Consider the following 23427-nt stretch of genomic DNA (forward strand, 5'->3'; position numbering starts at 1 on the left):
TCATGATTCGCACTGCCGTACTGCTTGTCGCCGGACTCGGGAGCCGGCTTGGAGAACACACCGCAAACATCCCAAAATGCCTGATAGAAGTGGATGGGCAGCCCTTACTCGACCGAACCATACAGGCGCTTTTAGATCAGGGCATTACAAAAATAATTATTGTCGGGGGGTACAAGGCGGATGTGCTTGAGGCTTTTCTCGCGCAGCGGAACTATGCTGCGACCATCACCGTGACCTATAATCATCACTACGCGAGCAGCAATAATATCTATTCATTATGGATTGCTTTCAACCTGCTGCGCCTTAATGAAGGGTTCCTGCTCCTGGAGGGCGACCTCATCTTCGAAAGCCATATTCTTTCCGCTTTTCTGAAGGAGTCAGCGATTGCGCTCGACATCTACAAGCCCGAGATTCATTCAGGAACAACTGCGGAGCTTAGTGCATCCGGATACCTGAAGTCCCTCTTCTTTCGCCCCGAACTGCCGGAGGCACCGCTCATCTACAAAACGGTAAATATCTACAGTTTTGAGGCTGATTTTGCGGAGCATCTGTTTTACACCCTCGATCGCTTCATTCAGAACGGACGTACCCAAATTTACTATGAGTACGCCATTGATGAGGTCATAAAAAAGTATGGCCATAAGCTTAAGCTTGTTGATTTTTCGGAAGTTTTTTGGGATGAAATTGATTCAGAAACCGACCTGCACAGGGTGGAAGCGCACATAGCGCAGTTTAAGCTGCAGGATTCTTCAGTCCAAAAACAATGAGCAAATCAAGCAGGACCGCTTACCCTTTGCAGTGGTTTTTCGGCCTGCTTTCGGCCTGGTTTATTCCCGCTTCAAAACCCAACGCCCACAAAGTTGTGCTGACTTCCTTCCATGGCGACGGATACCGCGGGAATACGAGGATTATTTTTGAAGCCCTGCAGGATCACCCCGAAATAGAAGCCGTTTGGCTTACCCGGAATCCGGATCTATGTGCCACGCTGCAGCAAAAGTTCGGTCACTCAAAGGCAGCCCTGCAGCATTCATGGCGGGGGCTCCGCGAGCTTGGAGAAGCCCGCGCACTGTTTCTGACCCACGGCACAAGCGACTTTGCCTTTTTAAAACTGCCGCGCCATGCGGCCATCATACAGACTTATCACGGACTTCCAACCAAGCGCGGCGAATACATGCGGCCCGGCACAGACAAGCCGCCCGGTGCGGTACACCGCAAAGTGCTGGAGTATCGCTTTCAGCCCATCACACATTTTTTGTCTTCATCAGAAACCGTATCCGAAGTGTTCTCCAAAAGATTCGGGCTTCCAGCCGGGCGTTTTCGGGAAACAGGTTTCCCCATGTATGAAAGCCTGGTGAAACGCAGCGGGGATGAGAAATCTGCGGTACTGCAAATGCTGGGCATACCGGAAACACCGCATGAAAAGCCGGCCAAAATAGTGCTCTACGCCCCGACCTACCGCCGCCGCACCCGCACCCGCTGGCTTCCTTTTGAAGCCCTGAATACCGAAAAACTCAGTGATTTTCTGGAGCATGAAAATGCATGGCTCTGTTTCCGTCCGCATCCGAATGATTTTAATCCACCCAAAAAATTGTTGGAGTGCTCGCCGCGCATTTTGCTGAGTGGTCAGCGGGTCGTAGAGCAAACGGAAGTGCTTGTCGCCGCTTCTGACGTGATTGTGACTGATTACAGCAGCGTGTACCTCGAAGGCCTTCTCCGTGACATTCCGCCATTGTTCATCCCCTATGATCGCGACAGCTATGAGCGTGGCATGCCGCTGCCGTATGATGAATTCACCCCGGGTCCGCATATTCATTCAATGGATGATTTCCTTAGTGCGCTCTCTGAAGCCCTCAGCGGCGGAGCAAAGTACCGGGAAGCGAGAGAAAGGGTCCGGAACATGTTCTTCCGGCATCAGGGCGACGACGCAACAGCGCGGGTCATCAAACTTCTTGAAGAAGAAATACTCCGGTAGGGTTAGCTGTTGGCTGTTCCGGAGTCTTGTTTTTTCTTTTTCGCTTCGATCAGCAGGTAGAGTCCGGTATTCATGAGTTTGTTGAGCGCACTCGAAACCAGCAAAAGGGCCGCTACACCCGCAGCTGAAACATCCAGAAACTGCGACAGGCCAATGCCCGCCCAAACAAACACAAGGTCTTTACTCGGCACAAACGGAAGCCGGTTGATGACGATGATGAGCGCGAGATAGGTCAGCCAGACAGACAGATCCGTACCGGGGATCACAACCGACCACTGCCAGACCAGCAGGCTGTGCTGAAGGGCGAAACGCACCGCATAAATGGAGATAATGCGAAGTGCCTCCGGCAACGGGAGCTGAAAGTAGTAGTGCCGGAAGCGAATACCCAAAAACAGCAGGATGAGGGTGAGCACACCAACTGCCAGCCAGATTCCGGCCGTCGTTTCCGGCAAAATCACGGTTGCGGGAATTACCTCGAATGTGAGCAGCAGCCCAAGGAGAATCAGCATCATGAAGTAGGAATTCGCAGCCGAAAGGATGTTGGCATCGCGCACATTCCGGGCAATTTCAGCGGCCGGTTTTCCGGTTTGCTGTGTCGCCCATACGCTGAGATACACTTCCCCTGAGTACCCTACGACTTCTTCATTATACACCCGTTTGGTGATGAATGCACGAAACAGCGAAAAACGGGGAAGCTTCCACAGGCCGCGGTAAATCAGCAGCTCGGCAAGCGGTAGGGTGAGGTACATCACCAGAAACAAAATGTAAAACAGCGGGTGCGCAGGAAGGGACTGAAATACTTCAGTCCATCCGATCTGCCACAGCTGCCATCCGATAAGCAGCACCACAGCCGCAATAACCAGCTTCTTTAGTTTCGGAAGCTTATCCTTTGCCCGCGGATCATCGCTCATCCGCCGGAAAAGGCGCTTTACAGAGTCTACGATCTTCACAAGCTATAAAAGTCTGTTTTGCATAGGTTTGAATGCTGTTCTGAGGATGATGTTACTGTAAAAGCTGGTTAATGAGCGAAAAGAGGCGGGAGATCCGAAATATTCTAAATGCAACTTTGTTATATTTAGCGCAATTCAAAACTTCAAAAAAAACACAGCTATGAAGGTATCAAAACAATTCATCACAACCCTACTCATTTTTTTTAGTGCGGCATATATGATGGCCTGTTCTACCGGTCACAGCCATATTGACGCGAATGGCGTGGTTCTCACCCTGAATGGTGAGGAGTTGGCCCGGCAGGACGGCACAACCATTACCTATGCACAAGGCAACGCTATTACCCTGCAGCGCGGCACCTCTTCGGGTATGATTATGGTGCAGTTTATTAATGATGACAATGAGCTGTTTACGCCTGAAGGCGATGACTACTTCCTCGAGCTCACCATGTCCAATGAGGGAATCATAACCATCATGGGCGAGGCTGAAAACGGTTGGGGCGTTGAACTTAACCCTGCGCAGGTTGGCGAGACCAACATACAGTTTGAGATATTTCACGTTGATCACTCAGATTATACTTCGCGACCGTTCAGGTTTGTCGTTGAAGATGTCGAAGTCGAGTAGCCCTTGCGCTTTTTTTACCAAGGCTCTGTCTGTTTCAGGCAGGGCCTTTTTTTCCAAATAAACTATTTGTCAGAAATCCCGGGATTATGAAATTCCTCGTGCTCAGCCTAATGTGGGTTGCCTTGCTGATTGTGCCGCATCATGAACTGAAATCTGCGCCGCTTTCTTCAGCTGCGGAGCTGCAGGGCCGCGTACTTGACGCGCAAACACAGGAGGGCATCGGGTATGTTTATGCACACCTCGACGAGCTCAATCGCAGCGCAACAAGCGATCGTGACGGCAACTTTCGCTTTCAGAATATACCGGAGGGCAGCTACACACTTTTCCTCCACAGACTCGGATACCGGATGGCCCGGGTTCGGGTCGAGATCACCGCTGAGACGCAGAACAAGGTACAGATTTTTACCATTGAAAGGCAGACCTTTCGGTCCGATGACCTCATTGTAACAGCCGCTGACGGGATGGGAGCGGGCCTTATTGAGCATGCAAGCGTAAAAATTAAGGGCAATGATCTCCGCAGAGAAATGGGCATCACGCTCAGCCAAACGCTTCAGAACATGACAGGTTTTGCGGAGAGAAGCCTCGGACCTGCACCCGGCAGGCCAATCATCCGCGGGCTTTCAGGTGAGCGCGTCCTGATACTGCAGGATGGCATCGGAACCGGAGATGTTTCTACTACAGCGGCAGATCATTCCGTGACCATTGAGCCGCTATCGGCCCGGGAGATTCAGATTGCCCGCGGACCCGCAGCGCTTGTATTCGGCGGAAATGCGGTCGGTGGCATTGTGAATGTGGTCAACAACACCATACCTACTTCCATCCCGACATCCGCCGGGGGCTCTTTTGGGTTACACGGTCAAACGGTTAATGAGCAGCTCGGTGGCTCGTTTCAGTATCAGCACCCATTCGAAAATGCAGTGCTCACCCTTGATTTGAATGCGCGTGCCGGGCAGGATTTTTCGACGCCTTCCGGAGACATCACCAATACCTACATCCGCACAACAAGCAACGCGGTAGGGTACAGCATGCTGCGACCCTGGGGATATGCGGGTCTTTCGGCCTCCTTATTTTTGTCGGGCTACGGTATTCCGCCGGATCCGCAGGGCGGGCACCCCAATGGCGTTGATATCGAAATGATTCGCTTTCAGCTTGCAGGTCGCGGTGAGCGTTTGCTCAATCACCGCCATTTTTATCTGATGGAAGCCGGCTTTGCCCTAACACCTTATTTCCACCGCGAAATTGAGTCCAACGGATCCATAGGCACTGAATTTGCCCAAAACACGGCATCGGCTTTCGCGCGCTTTCGGCAGCGCGGATTCTGGATTTTCGACAGCGGACTCGCGGGTATTTCGGCTGATTTCACCGACTATCAGGTTGCCGGTTCACGGACGCCCAATTCGCGGCGGGCAGGCGGGGCGCTTTTTGCCATTCAGGAATTTAATGCGGGAAGACTGCATGCTGAAATCGGCAACCGGTTTGAATTTTCGCATGCTTTTCCGGAAGAACGCCGGATCTCTCAGGTAATCGGCGAAATCCGGCCGCGTAGCCACGCAGGCCTTGCGTCATCAGTGACAGCGGTTTACAACCTAACCGGAGACTTCTATCTCGGCAGTACTTTGCTGCATTCTTACCGCAGTCCCTCATTGGAAGAATTGTATTCCGAAGGGCCGCATCTGGCCGCCTTCACCTTTGAAATCGGAAACCCCGAACTGGATTCGGAACGCGGATTTTCAAAAGAGCTCTTTCTGAGAAACCGCGGGCGGACCCTTGATCTCGAACTTGCTGTGTATCGTAATTATTTCTGGAGCTATATCTTTCCCCAAAATACCGGCAGAGAGAACATCCGCTTCCCCGATCTTTTCGACTGGCAGTTTGAACAAACCGAAGCGCTGTTCTACGGTTTCGAACTGGGGGCAAATCTTCGGCTGAGCCGCTTCCTGAGTACCGGCGGAAACCTGAGTTACACCGTTGGCCGCCGCCTCGCTGATTCAGACCTGGATCTGGAAACGCGAAACCTGCCGCTCATTCCGCCGCTAAGCGGTACCGTTTATGCAGAAGTGCGAACAGGCAGCCTCACCCTCAGACCACAGCTGCGGTTCGCAGCGGATCAGAACAGGCCCGGAGCCTTCGAAAGTGAAACCGACGGCTGGTATGCAGCCGACCTAAGCCTGAGCTGGATGCGCCAAACCGGCAGCCGCCTTCATACCTTCTCCCTCAACGGGCAAAACCTGTTCAATCAGGAATATTTTAACCACACGTCAGTGGTAAAAGAAATCTTCCCGGAACCGGGGCGCAACATCAGTTTGCTGTACCGCATGTACTTCTGAAAACCGGGCTGTTCTGAGTTACGCGATGGGGTTCAGCTTGCCTCATGCGGAAATGCTATGGCGTTTCCGAAGCGGCTATTTAACCCTGTGACAGATACCGGCGGTTGACTCAACATTGAGGACAAACGCAATTCCCTTACCCGGCTGATTCAGTTCGGTCGCTTCAACTATTTCCTTCAGAACCAGCTCGGTTTTCTTTTCAGGGATGAGGGTGAGCACGACTTCTTTTTCCGGTTCAATGAGCATAGAGAAAAGCTTGGTTTTTTCCCGAATGCCGGTGCCGCGTCCGTAAATGATGGTGCCGCCCTCAGCACCTGCCTTGCGGGAAGCCTCCACAACTTTATCGCAGCTTCCTTTATCTACAATCGAAACAATAAGTTGGAATTTATCAGGTGAGGGTTGCATAGCAGCATTATTTTGTGAGCTGTGGGATGAGTCGTTTTGCTGATACTCAGCGGAGCGATTGTTAAGCGGTTTCGGGCCGGAAGCCTCCGAAGCGTGACCCGCTTCATCCGGATCGGAAGGGGAGCTGTTCGGATTCACGATGTGTGCAAGTCCGGTTACCGTACTAACATCAAGTACAAAACCGATGCCTTTGCCGGGGGTATCGAGACCGGAAATTTTAGTGATGCTTTGGAGCACTTTGGTTGCAATTTCAGCATCTACGATACTGAATACTACGTCTTTTTCAGGATCATCATCAAATCCCCAAAAGTTAAAACCGGATTCTTTACGGGTGCCGGTGCCGGGGATAATGGTTCCGCCTTTGCAGCCGGCTTTTTTGGATTCGGCTACCACTTCAGAACCCATGTTTTTGCTCACAATGGTAATGAGCAGCTTTTGGTTAGGGATAAAAAAATCAGTCATCTTTAGCTCCGTAAATAATTCCAAGGATGAGCACTGAGAGGATGGGGGTGAGGGCAACGAGTGAAATCATACCGAAGCCTTCTATCAGCGGGTTGCTGTCTTCGAGCTTGTCGGAAAACCCGAGTGCAATCGCAACCACAAACGTAACAGTCATTGGGCCTGTTGCCACCCCACCGGCATCGAAGGCGATAGAGGTGAACTCGCGGCTGGTAAAGAATATGAGGGTGAGCGCAATGATGTAGCCGGGCAAAACCAGGTAGATCAGATCAATACCGTAGATAATCCGCGCCATGGCCAATCCGATCGAGAGTGCCACCCCAATTGATATGGTGAGCAGCATAACTTTTTGCGGTATAGACCCGCTCGTCACTTTTTCCACTTCCTGTATGAGAACGCGGACGGCAGGTTCAGCGAAAGTTGCCACAAATCCCAGGACAATGCCAATCGGGATAATGATCCACTTGTTCGGCATACCGCCCAGGATGGTTCCCATTTCAGTACCTGCCGGCTGGAATCCCACGTGTACCCCGTGAAGGAAAAAGGTCATGCCAATCCAGGTGAGCAGGATGCCGAAAAAGAGACGTCCGAGTTTGGCGGCTTCCAGTTTGAGCATATAAAACTGGAAAAAAATGAAGAAGAGTATAAGCGGGGTCAGAGCAATGGCTACTTCGCCGAGAGTTCCAAGAAAGGTATAGCCCCCGTCGGCCTGTTCGAGAACCACATCTTCCGGAATATCATAAATAATACCAAGAACGAGTACTGCAAGTACAGGACCGATGGAGGCAAGCGCAACAAGGCCGAAACCATCCTGAGAGCTCGTTTTGCTTTTGAGTACTGAGGCGATACCGACCCCAAATGCCAGGATAAAGGGTACAGCCATGGGTCCGGTCGTTACCCCGCCGGCGTCGAATGAAATGGGCACAAAATAGGCGTCGGAAGCCGGGTGAAAGATGATGGCAAAGATGACGATATAGCCCGCAATCAGAAAGTAGTTGATAGACAAGCCCGTAATGATTCTCACCATTGAGAGGGTCACAAAAATGGCAAGACCTACTGCAACGGTCAAAATGAGGCTGGATCTTGGAATGATGCCGCCCGAAGCGGTATCAACATAGCCGGCGAGAACCCAAACATCCGGTTCGGCGACCGTTATCGCAAATCCCAGAATAAAGCTGAAAAGCAGTACAATCCACACCTTACCGGTTTTGGGCAGAGATGATCCGATCATCTCACCAACGGGGAGGAGTCCGCTGTGAACGCCCAAAAGGAAAAGGATGAGACCAAAGGTCACCATCCCAAGGCCGCTCAAAAAAAGCAAAAACATATCCATCGGCAGATGAATGACGCTGAATTGCAGCACAACTATAACAAGGGCGATAGGAAAGACTGCGAGTACAACCTCTTTTACCGTTTCTTTAATAATTTCCATAAAGAGGGTGAGGGGTAGACAAAAGTTGAAATATAAAGCTGGGCATATACCCGATTAAGCTTATTTTAAGCGCCAAAGATACCGCAATTGAACCCACTGACCAAACCGTTGAAGCCGCTCTCTTATGATGAAATCGTACACGGATCTGCAAGTTGCCCATGAAGCCGCACTTAAAGGCGCGGACGTTATCCGATATTTTTCCGCAAACCGGCATAAACTCACCATTGATCACAAAGGCCGCCATGATTTGGTTACACAGGCCGATGTACAAACAGAAGAGCGTATTATCGAAACCATTCGCGAATACCGGCCTGATGATTTTTTTTTAGCGGAAGAGTCGGAGGCGCACGATCATCTGACGGATGCCAGAACCTGGATCATTGATCCCATCGACGGTACGACCAACTTTGCGCATGGCTTCCCGGCATATTGTGTTTCAATCGCGCTTTGGGAAAACAGACAACCCAAAGCAGGCGTGATTTACGAGCTCAATTCAGGCGAAATGTTTACAGCAGAAGCCGGTTCCGGTGCGTTTCTCAACGGGCAGCCGATACGCGTTTCTGACGTTAAAACCGCTTCAGCAGCCTTGCTGGGGACGGGATTCCCGTATCGTGATCTCGGTTTGATTGACGACTACCTGCACCTTATGAAGTGCTTCATGGAGGAAACACACGGAATCCGGCGGCCGGGCAGCGCAGCCTACGATCTCGCCTGCGTTGCTGCAGGACGCCTCGATGGATTCTACGAATACGCCCTTTCTCCCTGGGATGTCGCAGCGGGCGTGCTCCTCATTCAGGAAGCCGGCGGGCAGGTTTGCGACTGGCAGGGGGGATCCGACTGGCTTTTCGGTAAGCGCATTATCTGCGGCAATCCTGATATCACCGCTTATTTGTTTGACCGGATTCAGCATTACATCCCCCGGGAAAAAAGAAAACCACAACTGCCGCACTGAGCCCGGCCCGCATTATTCACCAAGAAATTTTCTTGCTGGCAAGGCAAAGCTGAAAACTCAGCGGAAGGGTACCTATGTACCCTGAGCATGAGTTTTCAGCTTCAACGTAGCCAGCAGGGAAATTTCACTTCGTGGGAATCGCTGCGCTCTGTGCGCAGCCTTTATACCAAACTCAAATTTGAGCTACCGGTGTTTTTCGCTAAGCCAAATTTTAGCTTACACTTAGCTAATGAATTCTGTTTAATTGTGAATAATGCGGGCCAGGTTGCAATCAGCTTCTTACCGGATGCGGTTGTGGGATAGGAGATAGCTGAAGTCACCAAAAGGCAGCGGTCCGCCGAGGTACTTGAAAGGTTCGCCGTACTGCACGCCGATCTGATGACCGAAAATGCGCGCACGGCTGCGGATCATCTCAAAAAATCCTTCCCCGGAAATATACGTTTGCGGCCCGTCGTCGGTCGCAGGTACGTTGAATTGGGTTTTGAAGGCAAGGATGGCTTCCTCTTTCACCCGCTGTGTTTCCGTGATATCAAATACGAGATCAGGCTCGAAGGGCGTGTCTTGCATAAACATGAACACATGTTTGGGACGCCAGGGGTGTTGTGCACTGCCGTCGGGTGCGGTCGTTTCCCGCTTTTGGAGTCCGCTGTAGAACAAAGTATCACTGATTAGCTTGTGCGCGTGCCCGTGATCTGGATGGCGGTCGGTTGCAGCATTGATAAAACAAATTTCGGGCTGAAATCTCCGGACCGCAGCCATGATGGCATCCTGATGGACACGGGAGTTAACCAGCCCGTTATCAGGCAGTCCGAGGTTTTCCCGAATGCGTAGACCGAGAATACGGGCGGCATCCTGCGCTTCGCTCAGCCGTTCTTCCGGCGTGCCGCGGGTGCCCATTTCACCTTGGGTGAGGTCTAAGACGCCGCAGCGCAGGCCCTGTTGTGTAAGTGCAGCAAGCGTGCCTGCACAGCAAAGTTCAACATCGTCTGGGTGCGCGGCAATGGCGAGAACATCAAGTTTCATACGTTCAGATGGGTAGAAATTTAGGGTAGGAAGATGGATTAAAGTGGGTGTTAAGTGTTTGAGTCTTTCAGCTAAGGCCTATTTTTTGTATAATAGCGAAAACCCAATATCATTATTTAAATATGTCAAAGTATGGCACAAACCAAAGAAACCAATATAAGCGGAATCGAAGAGTTAAAGAATCTGGTGCATCATATCATTCCGGAAGGGGAGTTCACCCAGCAGGCTGAAACAGCAAAAATCGTTGTGAAAGAAAAAGTAAATGAGCAGCCCCTTGCCGCTTTGGCTATTGCCTTCGGAGCTGGATTGCTGCTTGGTCTTATTCTCAAAAAATAGCTTAAATCATGCTCCATAATTCCAAAGAGCAGCTCAGGCAAATAGTCCTGGACCTTCAGTCTTACATTGAAAAAAAGATTGAGCTTAAGTCGCTCGAATTTCAGGAAAAGGGTGCCAAAGTTGCAGCAGCAGCGATCAGCAACTTCCTGGGAATCGTGCTGCTGCTTGTTGGATTGTTTTTTCTTCTGGTAACGGCTGGCCTCGGCCTTGGTGAACTCTTAGGCAGTGTCACATTAGGTTTTTTAGCCCTCTCTCTGATTTTGATCATCATAGGAGGCTACATCTATGCTACCAAGCGCAATGCGCTGAAGAAAAAGTTGGAGCGGCAAATTGGCAGCTTCCTTGATAATGTGCTTTCTGCATCAGCCTCAGAAGCTGCAGCTGATGACTCTCCGACAGCTTCTGCAACTCCGAAAACGCCTGAACCTGCAGAAGCGGCCCAAAAATCACCCCAAAAGTCCTAATTTCAGTATTCTTTAACATCGGGCAGAACCATGGCAGACAAAAGTGCAAAAGAAATTCAGGACAAAAAGAAGGCTTTGGAAGCGGAGCTGAAAGCTTTGGAAAACCGTCTCGGGTCTTCATTTGAGCAAATAAAAGATGAGGTCGAGGGAAAAGTTGAACGCACCCGAAACAGCGTATCACCGGCATGGTGGGTGAGGAAACATCCCGGCTATGTGCTCGTCGCAGCTGCAGTGCTGGGCTTCATCGTCGCACCGCGTTCACGTAAAAGACTGCGTAACAGAGACGATAGCCATGCCCGGAAAAACAGCGATGCAGGAGGCGGAGCAGCACCCGAACGGGCACCGGTTTACTCCCCCGGTATAACGGATATAGTTTCCGGCGAAGTGAAGCGGCTGTTGATGCGTAAAGCCACTAATTTTTTGGTCGAAAAGATTGATGAACTTATCGACAAGAATATTGGGCCGCGCAAAAAAGACCAAAACGAATAAGGGTTGTACAGCCTGACTCTCCTGCACAAATCAAGGAGCTAAAACTGAGGACAAGGTTTAAGTGATAGTTATCCGCTTACGTAAAAAGTAGTTAGCGAAGGGAAGTAAGTGAAATGAAATCCCTTAATTTACAATTAAGCTACACGTATGTACTGGATTTGTTTTAATGGAATATGACTCATGCCATTACCTCCGAAACTAATCCCGTATCTGATCGTCTAACCTCAGCATATTCGCCGGCAGAAACCGGCTTTTTTTGTGCACTATTAACCAAATCAGGATTTGAATGGCTCTATTATCTCAGAAACTATGCATCAGCGTTTCATTGGTGACTTTTGCTTTAATCTGTACACTTGTGCCTGAAATTACAAAGGCACAGGTGCAGCAAATTACGCTCAATGAAGCAGTTTCAATCGCACTGGAAAAAAGTATTGAAATACAACAGGCAGCAAACAACCTGGAGCGTAGTGATGCGGCTGTGCAGAGCGCCTATGGTCAGTTTCTGCCAAACCTGAACGCAACAATGGGAGCCAACCGTACGACGGGGCGTCAGTTTAATCAGGCAACCATCTCTTTTGATGATTTCACGCAGAATGCAATCAGCGGAAACCTGGGGACAAGTGTGCCGCTGTTCACAGGCTGGCAAAATATCAGCAATTTGAGGCAGGCGCGAACCGACCGTGAAGCGGCGCAGACCTCCTTTGAGCGGCAACGGGAAGACATCATCTTTAACACCGCTTCATCCTTCCTTCAGGTCATTCTGAACCTCGAGTTGCTTGAAATTGCTAAGGACAATCTTGAAACCGCAAAAAAGCAGCTCGAACAAGTAGAAGCGCAGGTTGACGTCGGCATGCGCCCCATCGTAGATCAATTCAATCAGGAAGCGGAGGTTGCCAACAATGAGTTACTCGTAATTCAGCGGCAGAGTCAGGTGAACACCTCAAAAGTACAGCTGATTCGGTTGCTGCAGCTCGATGCTTTGCAGGATTACGAGTTTATTGTGCCGGACATCAGCACAGAAGCCATTATCCCGCAGCACTTTGAGCTTACAGAATTAATCGAAGCTGCCCTCTCAAACCGGAAAGATATCAGAGCGGCAGAATTGCAGATTGAATCTGCCGAATTCGCGCTCAGAAGCGCCCGCAGCGGTTACCTGCCTACGCTTAGCTTCAGTGCGAGTATCTCTTCATCTTATGGCGATCAGTATCGTCTGCGAACACCCGCTCCAGGTGGTCAAGGCTTTGTTACTGAAACCGTTGGTTTCAGTGATCAGTTTTTCGATCAGCGGATTAACCGTGGTTTAGGCTTCAACCTCAGTATTCCCATCTTCGACCGCTTTCAAACCCGAACAGCGGTTACCAATCGTCAGATTGATTTGAAAAACAGCAGACTTGCTCTAATCGACCGTCAGTCGCTTGTTTTTCAGGAAGTGCGGCAGGCGTATGAAGATTATGTCGCCCTCACACAAGAGCTTGCAACTACGGAAATTGCCCTTCGGGCAGCCGAGAAAGCTTTTGAAACACAGCAGGAGCGTTATAATGTGGGATCGAGTACCCTCATTGAATTAACGCAGGCCAACAACGCTTTTTTCCAGGCTTCCTCCCAAAGGGTACAAACTATCTATCAGTTTGTTTTTCAGGAAAAATTACTCGACTACTTCCTCGGTCGTATAACAGAGGACGTCACTTTCTAACGGAAAGCTGTTCTTGTTACCTTGCAATTAAAAAGCCCGCTGATTTCCGTCAGGGGCTTTTTTTATGGATAGTTAAAAATTTTTATAAGGGTAAAGTGTTGATTATACTATGCTTGTTGGGGTGTTTGTGGGTGTATTGAAAAAAAATAAGGTTATTGTGTAACAAGCCTGCCGTAAGGGCGTAACAGCCACCCATGTCCAACAGGAAAACGCTGCAAGGACATTGCATAGCATAATATTAATTACGGAAAAATCTTATGAACAGCGCATTGATCGACATTTATGAAATGACCAAAACTTACTTTATGGGCCATCAGCGGGTTGATGCCCTGCGCGGGGTAAGTCTTTCTATCAAACAAAACGAGTACGTCGCAATTATGGGTCCGTCGGGATCGGGTAAATCCACCTTAATGAATATGCTCGGCTGTCTCGATACCCCTTCAAGCGGAACCTATCACCTGAATGGTCAGGATGTAAGCAAGCTGAGTGATGATGAGCTTGCGGGTGTACGAAATAAGGAAATCGGCTTTGTGTTTCAGACCTTCAATCTTCTTCCGCGATCAACCTGCCTATCCAATGTAGAGCTACCGCTTATTTACGCCGGAATGCCAGCGGATGAACGGCGGAAACGGGCCATTGAAATGCTGGAAAGCGTGAATCTTGGTGACCGGATTTATCACCGGCCTAACGAGCTTTCCGGGGGACAGCGGCAGCGGGTTGCTGTTGCACGGGCACTGATCAATAATCCGTCTATCATTCTGGCGGATGAGCCTACAGGTAACCTTGACAGCAAAACCGGCGTGGAAATCATGCGACTGTTTGAAAAGCTTTACCTGGGAGGAAACACCATTATCGTAGTAACACATGAAGAAGAAATTGCAGCCCATGCCCGCCGGATTATCCGCCTGCGGGACGGGCTTCTCGAAAGCGATACTCTCGTTGAAAATCCGACTCTGGCAACGCAAACGCTTTCAGCATAGGATATTTCTAAAGACGGTTTATACCCCAAACATAAACATAAGGTAAGCCCTATCCTAAAGTGTAGCGTTAGTTGATACACATCAGGAGGCTTGCAAACCCAAATAGCCGGTATCCCTAACACCGGCTTTGGGCTTACCCTAAAGCTTTGTCGTCGGAAGGCGGCAAAGCTTTTTTTATGTTCAGGGAGGGCAATTTTGGTTGCTGCAACCGCACCGTGCATTTCATGGTTATCTTTGGTATTCTCTGAGGCACGAATATTCCTTTTCTTTTTCTTTCCGACCCGGTCTGATGGCCGGGGGCTGGAATCTTTCAGATACCTGCATGATTGCGATTCACGATTTTTTGAAGAGACCACCGGTTCAGCCGTTTTATGCGGTTATTGGTCACCCTGTAGCACAGAGTAAATCGCCGCTGATTCACAACATGGCGCTGAAACACAACGGTTTGCCGGGCATTTACACGGCGATTGACACACCGGGTACGGCCTATGCTTTTGTGGGGAAGCTGCTTGGGCACAAAATGTTTCGGGGGCTGAATGTTACCATTCCGCACAAGAGCCGCATTATGGACGCGCTTGATGTGGTTGATGCGCTTGCGATCGAGGTGGGCGCGGTGAATACGGTGAATCCGACCCGTACCGGTTTGGCGGGCTACAACACGGATGTTGCCGGTTTTGAGGAAACATTGCGTCCGCATGCGCTGTGGATGACCGGCAGTCCGGCGGTGGTGCTGGGCAGCGGCGGTGCGGCGCGGGCAGCGGTTGCCTCGCTGAAAGAAATGCGGGTGCCGGTTGCGTTTGTGGTGTCGCGCAAGCCCCGGGAAATCAGCGTGAACTGGCCGTCGCGCATCAACGGGGTGGAAGTGCGGCTGATTGGCTATGAGCAGTTGCGCGCACATTTGCGGGAAAGCGCAGCGGTGATTAACACGACGCCGCTGGGCATGTTTCCCAATCCGGGGAAGTCGCCGGTGCCGTTTGATCTGACGGACGAGCTCAAAGGCAAGGTCTGCATGGATGCCATCTACAACCCGCTCGAAACGCATTTTATGAAGCAGGCCCGCAACGCAGGCGCGCATGCTGTGCTGGGCGGACTTACCATGTTTGTGGAACAGGCCGCTGCAGCTTTCCGGATCTGGACCGGGCGCGGATTCCCGAAAGAAGAAGCGGCAGAAGCCATCAGTAAGTCGCTTCCTGCTGCAAAACCCTAAAATTCATTGGAGCACCTTTTCTTTAAGACGCCCTTATCCAGCAGCATTCTGTGCAAAATCAGCTGAATTTTTTAAGGGACTGATGCTGTTTTTTCTCCCAAATCTATCCTTATCCCGACAACACCTTTTTTTTATGACGCAGCAAGCGGCATCGTTTTCTTCTGTTGATACCCTCGACTGGCATCCTCATCCCCGGGTCAAAGCCGTCTTTAGTCTCAAAAATCTGCGGTTTCGGAAGGATGCCGCGATTCCCGGACTCAATCTGGGCTACAATACGCCGGAGCAGGATGAAATCACAAATGCGAACCGCGAGCAGTTTTTCCGTGCCTGTGGTGCCGATCCCGCGAAGACTTCCTGGGGACTTCAGGTACACGGGGCGCGGGTACAGCGGGTCACCGAACCGGGCGTTTACCCCGATACAGATGCGCTGGTGACCTCCGTGCCTGGTTTCGCGCTTGGTGTGTTTGTGGCCGACTGTGCCGCGGTGCTGCTGGCTGATCCGGAAGCGGGCGTGATTGCTACGGCGCATGCCGGCTGGAAGGGCGCGGTAGCGGGCATTCTGCCGGAGACCATTCGCGTAATGGAAACTGCCGGTGCACGCGCTGCGAAGCTTCGGGCATTTGTGAGTCCCTGCATTTCCGCTGCCCACTTTGAGGTTGGGGAGGAGGTCGCAGCCCAGTTTCCGGAGGCGTTTGTGGACCGGAACCGGTCGCGTCCGCATGTGGACCTCAAGGGTTTTGTGGTGCATCAGCTGCTTGAGGCCGGGCTTGCAAAAGATGCCATCCGGATAGCGGATGGCTGCACAATGGGCGATGCGGAGCGCTTTTATTCGTACCGTCGGGAAGGTGCGAAGAGCGGACGGATGATGGGGCTTATACAACTGCTGCCGGTATGAGGGTGAGCTATGCACCGGGCTATGTGGCCCCGATTACGCCCGGTCACATTTTCCCGATGAGCAAATTTGAGATTCTGCACCGCTACCTGCTCGACCGGGATGTGTTGCGCGATATGGATGTGATTACCCCGCGCCTCGTGGATTACGCGGATCTTACGCTCGTGCATACGCCCCGCTATCTCGATGGTATCCTGAACGGGAACCTGAGCCGGAAGGAGGAGCGGCGTCTTGGGCTGCCCTGGTCGCCCGGTCTCGCAACCCGATCCTGCCTTGCGGTGCAGGGCACAATCAACGCTTCAATGATGGCCTTGCAGGATGGCATTGCCGGAAATCTGGCCGGGGGGACGCATCATGCCATGCCCGATCACGGGGAGGGTTTTTGTGTGTTCAATGATGTGGCCGTCGCCATACGCACCCTACGGCGGGGGATGTGGATTCGGCGGGCGCTGATCATTGACCTCGATGTGCATCAGGGCAATGGCAATGCCGCCATCTTTGCGGACGATCCCGATGTGTTCACCTTTTCCATGCACGGCGAGAAAAACTATCCGTTCCGGAAACCGCCTTCGAGCCTCGATATCGGCCTGCCCGACGGCACCGGTGACCGTCCTTACCTCAAAACGCTGGGGGACGCGCTTGACGAGATTTTCGGTCAGTTTCAGCCGGATTTGGTGTATTACCTCGGCGGCATAGATCCGCTCGAGCAGGATCATTTCGGGAGATTATCTTTGACCATGGACGGGCTGCGTCATCGCGAACACACCGTGATTGATTACGTGCGCCGCCGCAACATCCCGCTCGTGCTCCTGCTCGCTGGCGGCTACGCCCCAACCCATCGTGAAACCGCCATCGCCCACGCCCAAATGTTCGAGATTGCAACGGAAGTTTATGGGTGATGGGGGTGAGCTTGGATTGCCGAAAAAGCAAATAATTTAAGGCAAACACCGGATGGTTCGACCCTTTCAGGGTCGCCTGGAGTTTGGCTTTTGCTTGTATTTTTGAGTTTTTCGTAAAAAAATCCCGGTCTATGATGCATATGACCGGATTTTTTAGGATATTATTGTCTAGTTATATCACTAGATTATTCTTAAATCCTACCGCATATGGGCTATCCTACCAAAATTCAACGCATCGACCGCAAAGCCAGCCAGCAGTGGTATGTCAATATGCCTGCCGCCGTGGCTGAAGCTATGGAATTCCAAAAAGGCGAAACCATCGAATGGATCATCGATGACCAGCAGCATATGGTTCTTAAGCGCGACGCCAAACTCGTCAGCAGCCTTAAAAAAAAACTGCCTCAAACGCGCTGACAAGCCAGTTTGACAGCCTGCTCCACGAATCCACTCACAGTAAACTGACGCCCAAAATGCAAAGACTGGTACACGATCTTGCCTACGGTCTGGTTAATTGTGGCGGTAAGCGCACGCTCACAGGCATGCTGAGCGGTAGCGGCAACCAGTTCTGTGACTGGACGGCCGCTTACCGGATGTTCAGCAAGCAGCGCTTTGACCCGCAGGACCTGCTGGATGTCAGCCTGGCGCCTGACAACGCTCCGGTCATTGCCCATATCGACGATACCCTGCTGAAAAAAACAGGACGCAAAGTACATGGTGCGAAATGGCAGCGAGACCCGCTTGGACCCGCTTTCCACACCAATTTTATCTGGGCACAGCGCTTTGTACAGGCCAGTATCGCCTGCCCGGCCTCTTCGCAGCTTTGTCAGGCACGGAGTATACCGGTGAGTTTTGTCCATGCGCCCATGCCGGTTAAACCCGGCCGTAATGCGGATCAGCTGCAAAAGGACGCTTACAAAGAAGCTAAAAAGAAAAGCAGGATAAGCTGTGTTGGCGCAAAGCTGGTGGGTTCATTGCGCCAGCGCCTCAACGAGTTGGGATCAGCCTCACGTCACCTGCTTGTAAGTTTTGATGGGGGGTATACCAATCGCGAAGTAATCCAAAACTTGCCGGCGCATACAACCTTCATCGGCAGGGTCCGCAAAGACGCTAAAATCTATGATCCACCTGCTGACCAGCCTGACACAGGGCGGCGGCGCTTGTACGGGGAGCCTAAGTTAACTCCGGACCAGATTCGTACCAGTGATCAGGTAAGCTGGCAGAAGGTCAAAGCTTTCGCGGCAGGCAAGGAGCACGAGTTTAAATTAAAGGTAGTAGAAAACGTTAAGTGGAAGCCTGCGGGCGGGCACCAGCTACTCAAGCTTATTATTATCAGTCCTCTTGGGTACCGCTTGGCTAAAGGGGCGAACCTGTTGTAGCGTAAACCCGCCTTTCTGATAACCAATGACCTGAAGTTACCGCTGCAAACCCTGCTTCAGGCTTATGTTTGGCGCTGGGAGATTGAAGTCAACTTTCGAGAGCAGAAAACCCTGATGGGCTGCGGGCAGGCACAGGTGCGCAACCAGCACTCCGCCGAAGGTGTACCTAAGTTTGTTACAGCGGTGTACAGTCTGTTACTGCTTGCCGCTGAACACTGCAGCAGGCAGAATGATCCACCGGTCCAAATGCTGCAACGTGCCAAGTGGTACCCCGAGAAAGAAAACAGCAGGTGGACGACAGGAGACATTTGTAACCGCTTCAGGGCGGAATACTACAGCAAAGCCATAGGGGTGAGTTTTGACGGCTTCATGAACAAAAGGTACCGAAAGCAGAACCACCTAAAACTGCTAAACCCGGCTTTATCGGCCATGATTAGCATCAGAACTTAGCCAAACTCCAGTCGACCCTTTCAGGGTCGCTGTAATAAAGGGATATGTATTGTTTTCTATTAAGATGTGGCTATAAACATGTGGTTATAAACATGTGACTCCTTCGGAGTCTCTTTGTTCACAGCTTCTTGCCTGTCAAAAAATTGCAATTTAAGGAATGTGTCTTGATGCGTTTATTTTAATAATTGTAGGGTTTAAGTTTTCGCAGAGCTCGCATTTAAAAGTGAATGCAATGAACCAGCAACCAATCCCGAAGGGATTGCATGTTTATAGAAATGAATCAAGCCCGGCACATACCGACCCCGAAGGGAGTCGCACCCGCGTTGCTGCGGAAATATGTTGTGATTTGGTTCTCAGACAAGCTCATAATATTGAAGCTTGCTTGGGATGGTTCGACCCTTTCAGGGTCGATGTAATGGGGGAGGATATTGTTTTCTATAAACATAAGACTCTTTCAGAGTCTCTTTTATTCGAAGCTTCTTGCTTGTTAGCAATTTGCAATTTCAGGAATGTGTCTCGCTGCGTTTATTTCAATATTTCGGGGATTTAGGGCTTCGCAGACCCTGGAATTAAGAGCCAATGCAACGAAATGCCCACCAATCCTGAAGGGATTGCATGTTTATAGAAACGAACCCAGTCCCCGGCACAAACCGACCCCGAAGGGTGTCGCACCCGCGATGCTGCGGAAATATGTTGTGATTTGGTTCTCAGACAAGCTCATAATATTGAAGCTTGCTTGGGATGGTTCGACCCTTTCAGGGTCGATGTAATGGGGGAGGATATTGTTTTCTATAAACATAAGACTCTTTCAGAGTCTCTTTTATTCGAAGCTTCTTGCTTGTTAGCAATTTGCAATTTCAGCATTTTATTTTAGCTATGTGTCTCGCTGCATTTATGTCAATATTTCGAGGGTTTATGTCTTCGCAGAGCACTCAATTAAGAGTCAATCCAACCAACGGCCCATCAATCCCGAAGGGATTACATGTTTATAGAAAAAGATTCAGCTCGAGACAAAACGACCCCGAATGGGGTCGCACTGCGTTGCTGTGTGCGATGAACATGCTTTTCAAGATTGATCTGTGCTTGTTAATCTTCGATCCATTCAAATAAATACTCATCTTTGTACTCGATCTGATAGCTCGTCAGAAATGCTTTGTATTCATCCTGAAATGTTCGCTTGCTGTGATGCTTTTTCTGATTTTGGATGTACGAAATAACCTTGTCCAATGCTGAGTGCGAATAGGAGAAAGCGCCATAGCCTTGCTGCCACTGGAATTTGTGTTTGCAAAACTTTTTTTCATTCACAAAAGCGGTGGATGACTTTTTTATCTCCCGTACCAAATCTGAGAGGCAGCAGGATGGTCTCATCCCGATTAAAAAATGCACGTGATCAGGCATGCCGTTGATTGCCAAAAGCTTTTGCTCTTTATTCGTAATGATCCCGTTGATGTATTTATACAACTCTTCTTCCCAAGAGGTGTGAATCAGGCTTTGCCGTCCCTTTACAGCGAAAACCACTTGTATGTAGATTTGACTAAATGTGCCTGCCATCGAGAATAACTCCTATTTTTTAGATAAGAAATTTCAGCGCAGCTTTCCGAACATAGCGCTCCCCTTATTTTACTTTATGTTCGGAAAGTAAAATAAGAATCGCGCTATTTTACTTTTAGGGGTCGAAACTAAAATAAGAATTCGTGAAAGGTAGCTTTTGGCTCATAATTGCCCCCCACTCACCGCTCCAACTGCAACTTCATCCGCATAATGCGGTCCTGTAGTTTTTCGGAGGTGAGCTTGGCGCGGAGGCGGTCTACCATGATGGGGAAGGCAAAGGGGGTAGCGCGGTCGGGGCGGGTGAGGATGACTTCCTTCGCAGAAATCCGCTCGAGTACGCGGGCGAGGCGCTGCGTTTCAAGCTGAAGGGTCATGATTTCGTCGTAGCTTTGGCGCAGCAGGAAATTATCCGGGTCGTGCTCGCTGAACACGTCGAAGAGCAGGGAGGAGTTGGCCTGCAGGTGTTTGGAGCCCACGTGCTGACCCGGAAAGCCCTGGAAAATCAGGCCCGAAATGCGGGCGATTTCGCGGAAGTGACGCCGTGCCATTTCGGAGGCGTTGATGCTTTTGGGGATGTCATCATCGAGGTTTTTCGGGCTGAGCAGGCCTTCGGCTAAAGCGCGTTCAATCGGCGGCTCGGTCGGACTCAGCAGCTCGAAGCCGTAGTCGTTCATGGCAATGGAGAAGGAAATTGGGCTCAGCTGCGATATGCGCCACGCGATGAGCGCGGCAAGGCCTTCGTGCACCATGCGGCCTTCTATCGGGTAGAAAAACAGGTGCCAGCCTTCCCGCGATTTGAGCTGTTCGATGAGCAGCTGATCGTGCCGCGGCAGCGCCGACCGCTCTTTTTGGATGTCAAGCAGCGGCTTCACGGCCTGCATTTCTTCCGAGTCCAGCTTTCCGGCGTTGGCGTCTTCAATTTTGAGGCGGATCATTTCGGAGAGCTGCGTGCTCAGCTGCATGCGTCCGCCCATCCAACGGCTTACAGCGCCTTTTTTCGCGCTCGACTTCCGGACCTGCACCGTCAGGTCCTTCAGCCGGACAAACTCGAGGTAGCGGCCCGCAAACAAAAAGGTCTCGCCGGGTTTGAGGCGCGCGATGAAGGATTCTTCCACCGTACCGATAAAACCGCCGCTTACAAATTTCACCTTGAGCGCCTGATCGGCCAGGATGGTGCCAATCGAAAGCCGGTGCCGTCGGGCCTTGCGCTTGTCGGTCATCTCGTAGCGACCGTTTTCGTCAATGGTCACGCGGTTGTACTCGTCGTACCGTTTGAGGGCGTTTCCGCCGGTTGTGAGGAAACCGAGCGACCACTCCCATTCTTCGTCCGTGAGTTCGCGGTAGGCGTAGGTGCTGCGCACGATCCGGAGCGTCGGTTCGGGCAGAAAGCCATCCCCGACCGCAAGGGTCGCCAGAAACTGCACGAGCAGGTCCAGCGGATTCTCAAACGGGAGGCGTTCTTCGATGTAGCCCTGCGCAATGGCCGTTTGGAGGGCCGCTGATTCGATGATTTCCATCGCGTGCGTCGGCACAAACCATATCCGGCTTGTCGCGCCCGGCTGATGTCCGCTGCGTCCCGCCCGCTGCAGGAAGCGCGCCACGCCCTTCGGACTACCGACCTGCACCACGGTCTCCACCGGACTAAAATCTACGCCCAAGTCCAGGCTTGAGGTCGAGACCACGAGCTTCAGGCGCCCTTCGTGCAGCGCGTCTTCAACCCACTGCCGGATGTCCGGATCGAGCGAGCCGTGATGCAGCGCCATCTGACCCGCCAGCATGGGGTCGGCGTCGAGCAGTTGCTGATACCAGATTTCGGCCTGCGCGCGGGTGTTGGTGAACAGCAGGGTTGAGCGGCTTTGCGCCAGAACCGGCAGCAGTTTGGGGATGAGCCGCGCCCCGATATGACCCGCCCAGCTGAAGGCTTCTGCCCGGTCCGGCAGCAGCGTGCGCACTTCCAGCTTTTTGGGGATGTCCGCTTTGATGATCACCGCGTCGCGGGTTTTCTCCGGACTCCCGCACAGCACATCAAGCGCCTGTTCCATGTTGCCGATGGTCGCGGAAATACCCCAAATCCGGAGGTCCGGCCGGAGGTCGCGCAGCACGGCCAGCCCCAGCTCGGCCATCACCCCGCGCTTGCTTGCGAGTAACTCGTGCCATTCATCCACAATGACGGCTTCGAGGGTGCTGAACATGGAGGCGAAATTCTTTTTGGCAATCAGGATATGCAGGCTTTCGGGCGTCGTAATCAGGCACTGCGGCGGTTTTCGGTCGATTTTTTGTTTTTGCGAACTACTCGTATCGCCGGTGCGGCGCGCAACTTCCCAGGGGATTTCCATTTCGGCGCACATCCCGGTGAGGGCTTTTTCGGTGTCTTTGGCGAGCGCGCGGAGCGGGGTAATCCAGAGCACCCGAAGTCCTTTCACGGCGGGTTTGCCGCGTTTTTTGGTTTTCTTTTCGGGGGATGTGTTTCCGGGCTTCATCTGCCCGTCGAGCCAGTTCATGAGCACGGGGACCCAGACGGCGTAGGTTTTGCCGCTGCCGGTCGGGGCATTCAGCAATCCGGATTTGCCGTGCAGAAAGTGCGTCCACAGTTCTTGCTGAAACGGAAAGGGTGCCCACCCGCGCTGTTCAAAATATCGGGATACGACCGGCCATGATGGACGTGTGTTAAGAAATTCGGACGGATGGGAAGAGGTTGGCTCCAAAGGTATAGCGGGAAGAGATAAGGGGGATGATGATTTTCCTTAATGGGTTCGGCCTACTGACAAACCGGAGGCTGTACGGGAATCATTCAAGTTCCGGTTTGCTACTGTTGAAGGAGTCGAACGGGAATCCGGCGGGTTGATGTGGTGCTGTGTTTTTTTGTGGGATGCGGGCTGTTTCGGCTTCCCAAAAAGCAAGGGACCTATCTTTGATTTGGGATTTCTAATCTGTCGCGAAAGACCGTG

At 51.5% G+C, this 23427-nt stretch carries 22 protein-coding genes; 16 read left to right on the plus strand and 6 right to left on the minus strand.

Annotated features, from left to right (window positions below; all coding sequences use genetic code 11):
- Nucleotides 1-2 precede the first annotated feature (2 nt).
- Together CYPRO_RS06265 and CYPRO_RS06270 are read left to right on the plus strand one after the other, a co-directional pair.
- Nucleotides 3-767, plus strand: a complete 765-nt coding sequence (locus CYPRO_RS06265; protein WP_114983788.1) for a phosphocholine cytidylyltransferase family protein — start codon at nucleotides 3-5, stop codon at nucleotides 765-767.
- Nucleotides 764-1972, plus strand: coding sequence for a CDP-glycerol glycerophosphotransferase family protein (locus CYPRO_RS06270; protein ID WP_114983789.1), 1209 nt, complete (start codon nucleotides 764-766; stop codon nucleotides 1970-1972). The genes CYPRO_RS06265 and CYPRO_RS06270 overlap by 4 nt, the downstream gene beginning before the upstream one ends.
- A gap of 2 nt (nucleotides 1973-1974) precedes the next feature.
- Here CYPRO_RS06270 and CYPRO_RS06275 read toward each other — a convergent pair whose 3' ends face one another.
- Nucleotides 1975-2922, minus strand: coding sequence for a hypothetical protein (locus tag CYPRO_RS06275; protein ID WP_114983790.1), 948 nt, complete (start codon nucleotides 2920-2922; stop codon nucleotides 1975-1977).
- Nucleotides 2923-3082: 160 nt separating this feature from the next.
- Between CYPRO_RS06275 and CYPRO_RS06280 the strand changes: the two genes are divergently transcribed.
- Nucleotides 3083-3544, plus strand: a complete 462-nt coding sequence (locus tag CYPRO_RS06280; protein WP_114983791.1) for a hypothetical protein — start codon at nucleotides 3083-3085, stop codon at nucleotides 3542-3544.
- Between the two features lie 86 nt (nucleotides 3545-3630).
- Nucleotides 3631-5871 carry a TonB-dependent receptor gene (locus CYPRO_RS06285; RefSeq protein ID WP_114983792.1) on the plus strand — a complete coding sequence of 747 codons (2241 nt, stop codon included), beginning with the start codon at nucleotides 3631-3633 and terminating at the stop codon, nucleotides 5869-5871.
- A gap of 75 nt (nucleotides 5872-5946) precedes the next feature.
- Here the strand turns inward: CYPRO_RS06285 and CYPRO_RS16725 are convergent, their stop codons facing one another.
- Both CYPRO_RS16725 and CYPRO_RS06295 read right to left on the minus strand, forming a co-directional pair.
- Nucleotides 5947-6738, minus strand: coding sequence for a P-II family nitrogen regulator (locus CYPRO_RS16725; protein WP_240644853.1), 792 nt, complete (start codon nucleotides 6736-6738; stop codon nucleotides 5947-5949).
- A complete protein-coding gene (locus CYPRO_RS06295) occupies nucleotides 6731-8167 on the minus strand; it encodes a DUF1538 domain-containing protein (protein WP_114983793.1) in 1437 nt (478 codons plus the stop codon). Before CYPRO_RS06295 ends, CYPRO_RS16725 begins: the two co-directional genes overlap by 8 nt.
- 124 nt (nucleotides 8168-8291) lie before the next feature.
- On the opposite strand from CYPRO_RS06295, the gene CYPRO_RS06300 reads away from it, so the two are divergent.
- A complete protein-coding gene (locus tag CYPRO_RS06300) occupies nucleotides 8292-9119 on the plus strand; it encodes an inositol monophosphatase family protein (protein WP_114983794.1) in 828 nt (275 codons plus the stop codon).
- Nucleotides 9120-9398: 279 nt separating this feature from the next.
- Here CYPRO_RS06300 and bshB1 read toward each other — a convergent pair whose 3' ends face one another.
- Nucleotides 9399-10142, minus strand: a complete 744-nt coding sequence (gene bshB1, locus CYPRO_RS06305; protein WP_114983795.1) for a bacillithiol biosynthesis deacetylase BshB1 — start codon at nucleotides 10140-10142, stop codon at nucleotides 9399-9401.
- A gap of 132 nt (nucleotides 10143-10274) precedes the next feature.
- On the opposite strand from bshB1, the gene CYPRO_RS06310 reads away from it, so the two are divergent.
- The 11 genes from CYPRO_RS06310 (at nucleotide 10275) to CYPRO_RS06360 (ending at nucleotide 18928) form a co-directional block, all read left to right on the plus strand.
- Nucleotides 10275-10478: a hypothetical protein gene (locus tag CYPRO_RS06310; protein WP_114983796.1), complete on the plus strand. Its 204-nt coding sequence runs from the start codon at nucleotides 10275-10277 to the stop codon at nucleotides 10476-10478.
- Nucleotides 10479-10486: 8 nt separating this feature from the next.
- Nucleotides 10487-10942: a phage holin family protein gene (locus CYPRO_RS06315; protein ID WP_114983797.1), complete on the plus strand. Its 456-nt coding sequence runs from the start codon at nucleotides 10487-10489 to the stop codon at nucleotides 10940-10942.
- Nucleotides 10943-10972: 30 nt separating this feature from the next.
- Nucleotides 10973-11431, plus strand: a complete 459-nt coding sequence (locus CYPRO_RS06320; protein ID WP_114983798.1) for a hypothetical protein — start codon at nucleotides 10973-10975, stop codon at nucleotides 11429-11431.
- 355 nt (nucleotides 11432-11786) lie between these two features.
- Nucleotides 11787-13124 carry a TolC family protein gene (locus tag CYPRO_RS06325; RefSeq protein ID WP_164682590.1) on the plus strand — a complete coding sequence of 446 codons (1338 nt, stop codon included), beginning with the start codon at nucleotides 11787-11789 and terminating at the stop codon, nucleotides 13122-13124.
- Between the two features lie 257 nt (nucleotides 13125-13381).
- The gene (locus CYPRO_RS06330) at nucleotides 13382-14104 is read left to right on the plus strand and encodes an ABC transporter ATP-binding protein (RefSeq protein WP_114983800.1); all 723 of its coding nucleotides are present in this window, start codon (nucleotides 13382-13384) and stop codon (nucleotides 14102-14104) included.
- 322 nt (nucleotides 14105-14426) lie between these two features.
- On the plus strand, nucleotides 14427-15311 hold the full coding sequence (locus tag CYPRO_RS06335) for a shikimate dehydrogenase family protein (protein ID WP_164682592.1): 885 nt from the start codon (nucleotides 14427-14429) through the stop codon (nucleotides 15309-15311).
- 133 nt (nucleotides 15312-15444) lie between these two features.
- Nucleotides 15445-16206 (plus strand): peptidoglycan editing factor PgeF, encoded by a 762-nt coding sequence (pgeF, locus tag CYPRO_RS06340; RefSeq protein WP_164682594.1) that lies wholly within the window; start codon nucleotides 15445-15447, stop codon nucleotides 16204-16206.
- Nucleotides 16203-17102 (plus strand): histone deacetylase family protein, encoded by a 900-nt coding sequence (locus CYPRO_RS06345; protein ID WP_114983803.1) that lies wholly within the window; start codon nucleotides 16203-16205, stop codon nucleotides 17100-17102. The genes pgeF and CYPRO_RS06345 overlap by 4 nt, the downstream gene beginning before the upstream one ends.
- Nucleotides 17103-17309: 207 nt before the next feature.
- Nucleotides 17310-17516: a hypothetical protein gene (locus CYPRO_RS06350; RefSeq protein WP_114982764.1), complete on the plus strand. Its 207-nt coding sequence runs from the start codon at nucleotides 17310-17312 to the stop codon at nucleotides 17514-17516.
- A gap of 56 nt (nucleotides 17517-17572) precedes the next feature.
- Nucleotides 17573-18478, plus strand: a complete 906-nt coding sequence (locus CYPRO_RS06355; protein ID WP_114983804.1) for a transposase — start codon at nucleotides 17573-17575, stop codon at nucleotides 18476-18478.
- 114 nt (nucleotides 18479-18592) lie between these two features.
- Complete coding sequence (locus tag CYPRO_RS06360) at nucleotides 18593-18928, plus strand: hypothetical protein (RefSeq protein WP_114983805.1); 336 nt, start codon at nucleotides 18593-18595, stop codon at nucleotides 18926-18928.
- 1086 nt (nucleotides 18929-20014) lie between these two features.
- Here CYPRO_RS06360 and tnpA read toward each other — a convergent pair.
- Both tnpA and CYPRO_RS06370 read right to left on the minus strand, forming a co-directional pair.
- Complete coding sequence (gene tnpA, locus CYPRO_RS06365) at nucleotides 20015-20479, minus strand: IS200/IS605 family transposase (RefSeq protein ID WP_114983806.1); 465 nt, start codon at nucleotides 20477-20479, stop codon at nucleotides 20015-20017.
- 179 nt (nucleotides 20480-20658) lie between these two features.
- Nucleotides 20659-23184, minus strand: a complete 2526-nt coding sequence (locus tag CYPRO_RS06370) for a ligase-associated DNA damage response DEXH box helicase (protein WP_114983807.1) — start codon at nucleotides 23182-23184, stop codon at nucleotides 20659-20661.
- Between the last annotated feature and the right edge of the window lie 243 nt (nucleotides 23185-23427).

The sequence above is a fragment of the Cyclonatronum proteinivorum genome, assembly GCF_003353065.1.
GTDB classification, from domain to species: domain Bacteria; phylum Bacteroidota; class Rhodothermia; order Balneolales; family Cyclonatronaceae; genus Cyclonatronum; species Cyclonatronum proteinivorum.

Coding starts and splice junctions, on each gene's coding strand:
- CYPRO_RS06265 (WP_114983788.1), top strand. CDS start 3: ATGATTCGCACTGCCGTACTGCTTGTCGCCGGACTCGGGAGCCGGCTT.
- CYPRO_RS06270 (WP_114983789.1), top strand. CDS start 764: ATGAGCAAATCAAGCAGGACCGCTTACCCTTTGCAGTGGTTTTTCGGC.
- CYPRO_RS06280 (WP_114983791.1), top strand. CDS start 3,083: ATGAAGGTATCAAAACAATTCATCACAACCCTACTCATTTTTTTTAGT.
- CYPRO_RS06285 (WP_114983792.1), top strand. CDS start 3,631: ATGAAATTCCTCGTGCTCAGCCTAATGTGGGTTGCCTTGCTGATTGTG.
- CYPRO_RS16725 (WP_240644853.1), bottom strand. CDS start 6,738: ATGACTGATTTTTTTATCCCTAACCAAAAGCTGCTCATTACCATTGTG.
- CYPRO_RS06295 (WP_114983793.1), bottom strand. CDS start 8,167: ATGGAAATTATTAAAGAAACGGTAAAAGAGGTTGTACTCGCAGTCTTT.
- CYPRO_RS06300 (WP_114983794.1), top strand. CDS start 8,292: ATGATGAAATCGTACACGGATCTGCAAGTTGCCCATGAAGCCGCACTT.
- bshB1 (WP_114983795.1), bottom strand. CDS start 10,142: ATGAAACTTGATGTTCTCGCCATTGCCGCGCACCCAGACGATGTTGAA.
- CYPRO_RS06310 (WP_114983796.1), top strand. CDS start 10,275: ATGGCACAAACCAAAGAAACCAATATAAGCGGAATCGAAGAGTTAAAG.
- CYPRO_RS06315 (WP_114983797.1), top strand. CDS start 10,487: ATGCTCCATAATTCCAAAGAGCAGCTCAGGCAAATAGTCCTGGACCTT.
- CYPRO_RS06320 (WP_114983798.1), top strand. CDS start 10,973: ATGGCAGACAAAAGTGCAAAAGAAATTCAGGACAAAAAGAAGGCTTTG.
- CYPRO_RS06330 (WP_114983800.1), top strand. CDS start 13,382: ATGAACAGCGCATTGATCGACATTTATGAAATGACCAAAACTTACTTT.
- CYPRO_RS06335 (WP_164682592.1), top strand. CDS start 14,427: ATGATTGCGATTCACGATTTTTTGAAGAGACCACCGGTTCAGCCGTTT.
- pgeF (WP_164682594.1), top strand. CDS start 15,445: ATGACGCAGCAAGCGGCATCGTTTTCTTCTGTTGATACCCTCGACTGG.
- CYPRO_RS06345 (WP_114983803.1), top strand. CDS start 16,203: ATGAGGGTGAGCTATGCACCGGGCTATGTGGCCCCGATTACGCCCGGT.
- CYPRO_RS06350 (WP_114982764.1), top strand. CDS start 17,310: ATGGGCTATCCTACCAAAATTCAACGCATCGACCGCAAAGCCAGCCAG.
- CYPRO_RS06355 (WP_114983804.1), top strand. CDS start 17,573: ATGCAAAGACTGGTACACGATCTTGCCTACGGTCTGGTTAATTGTGGC.
- CYPRO_RS06360 (WP_114983805.1), top strand. CDS start 18,593: ATGGGCTGCGGGCAGGCACAGGTGCGCAACCAGCACTCCGCCGAAGGT.
- tnpA (WP_114983806.1), bottom strand. CDS start 20,479: ATGGCAGGCACATTTAGTCAAATCTACATACAAGTGGTTTTCGCTGTA.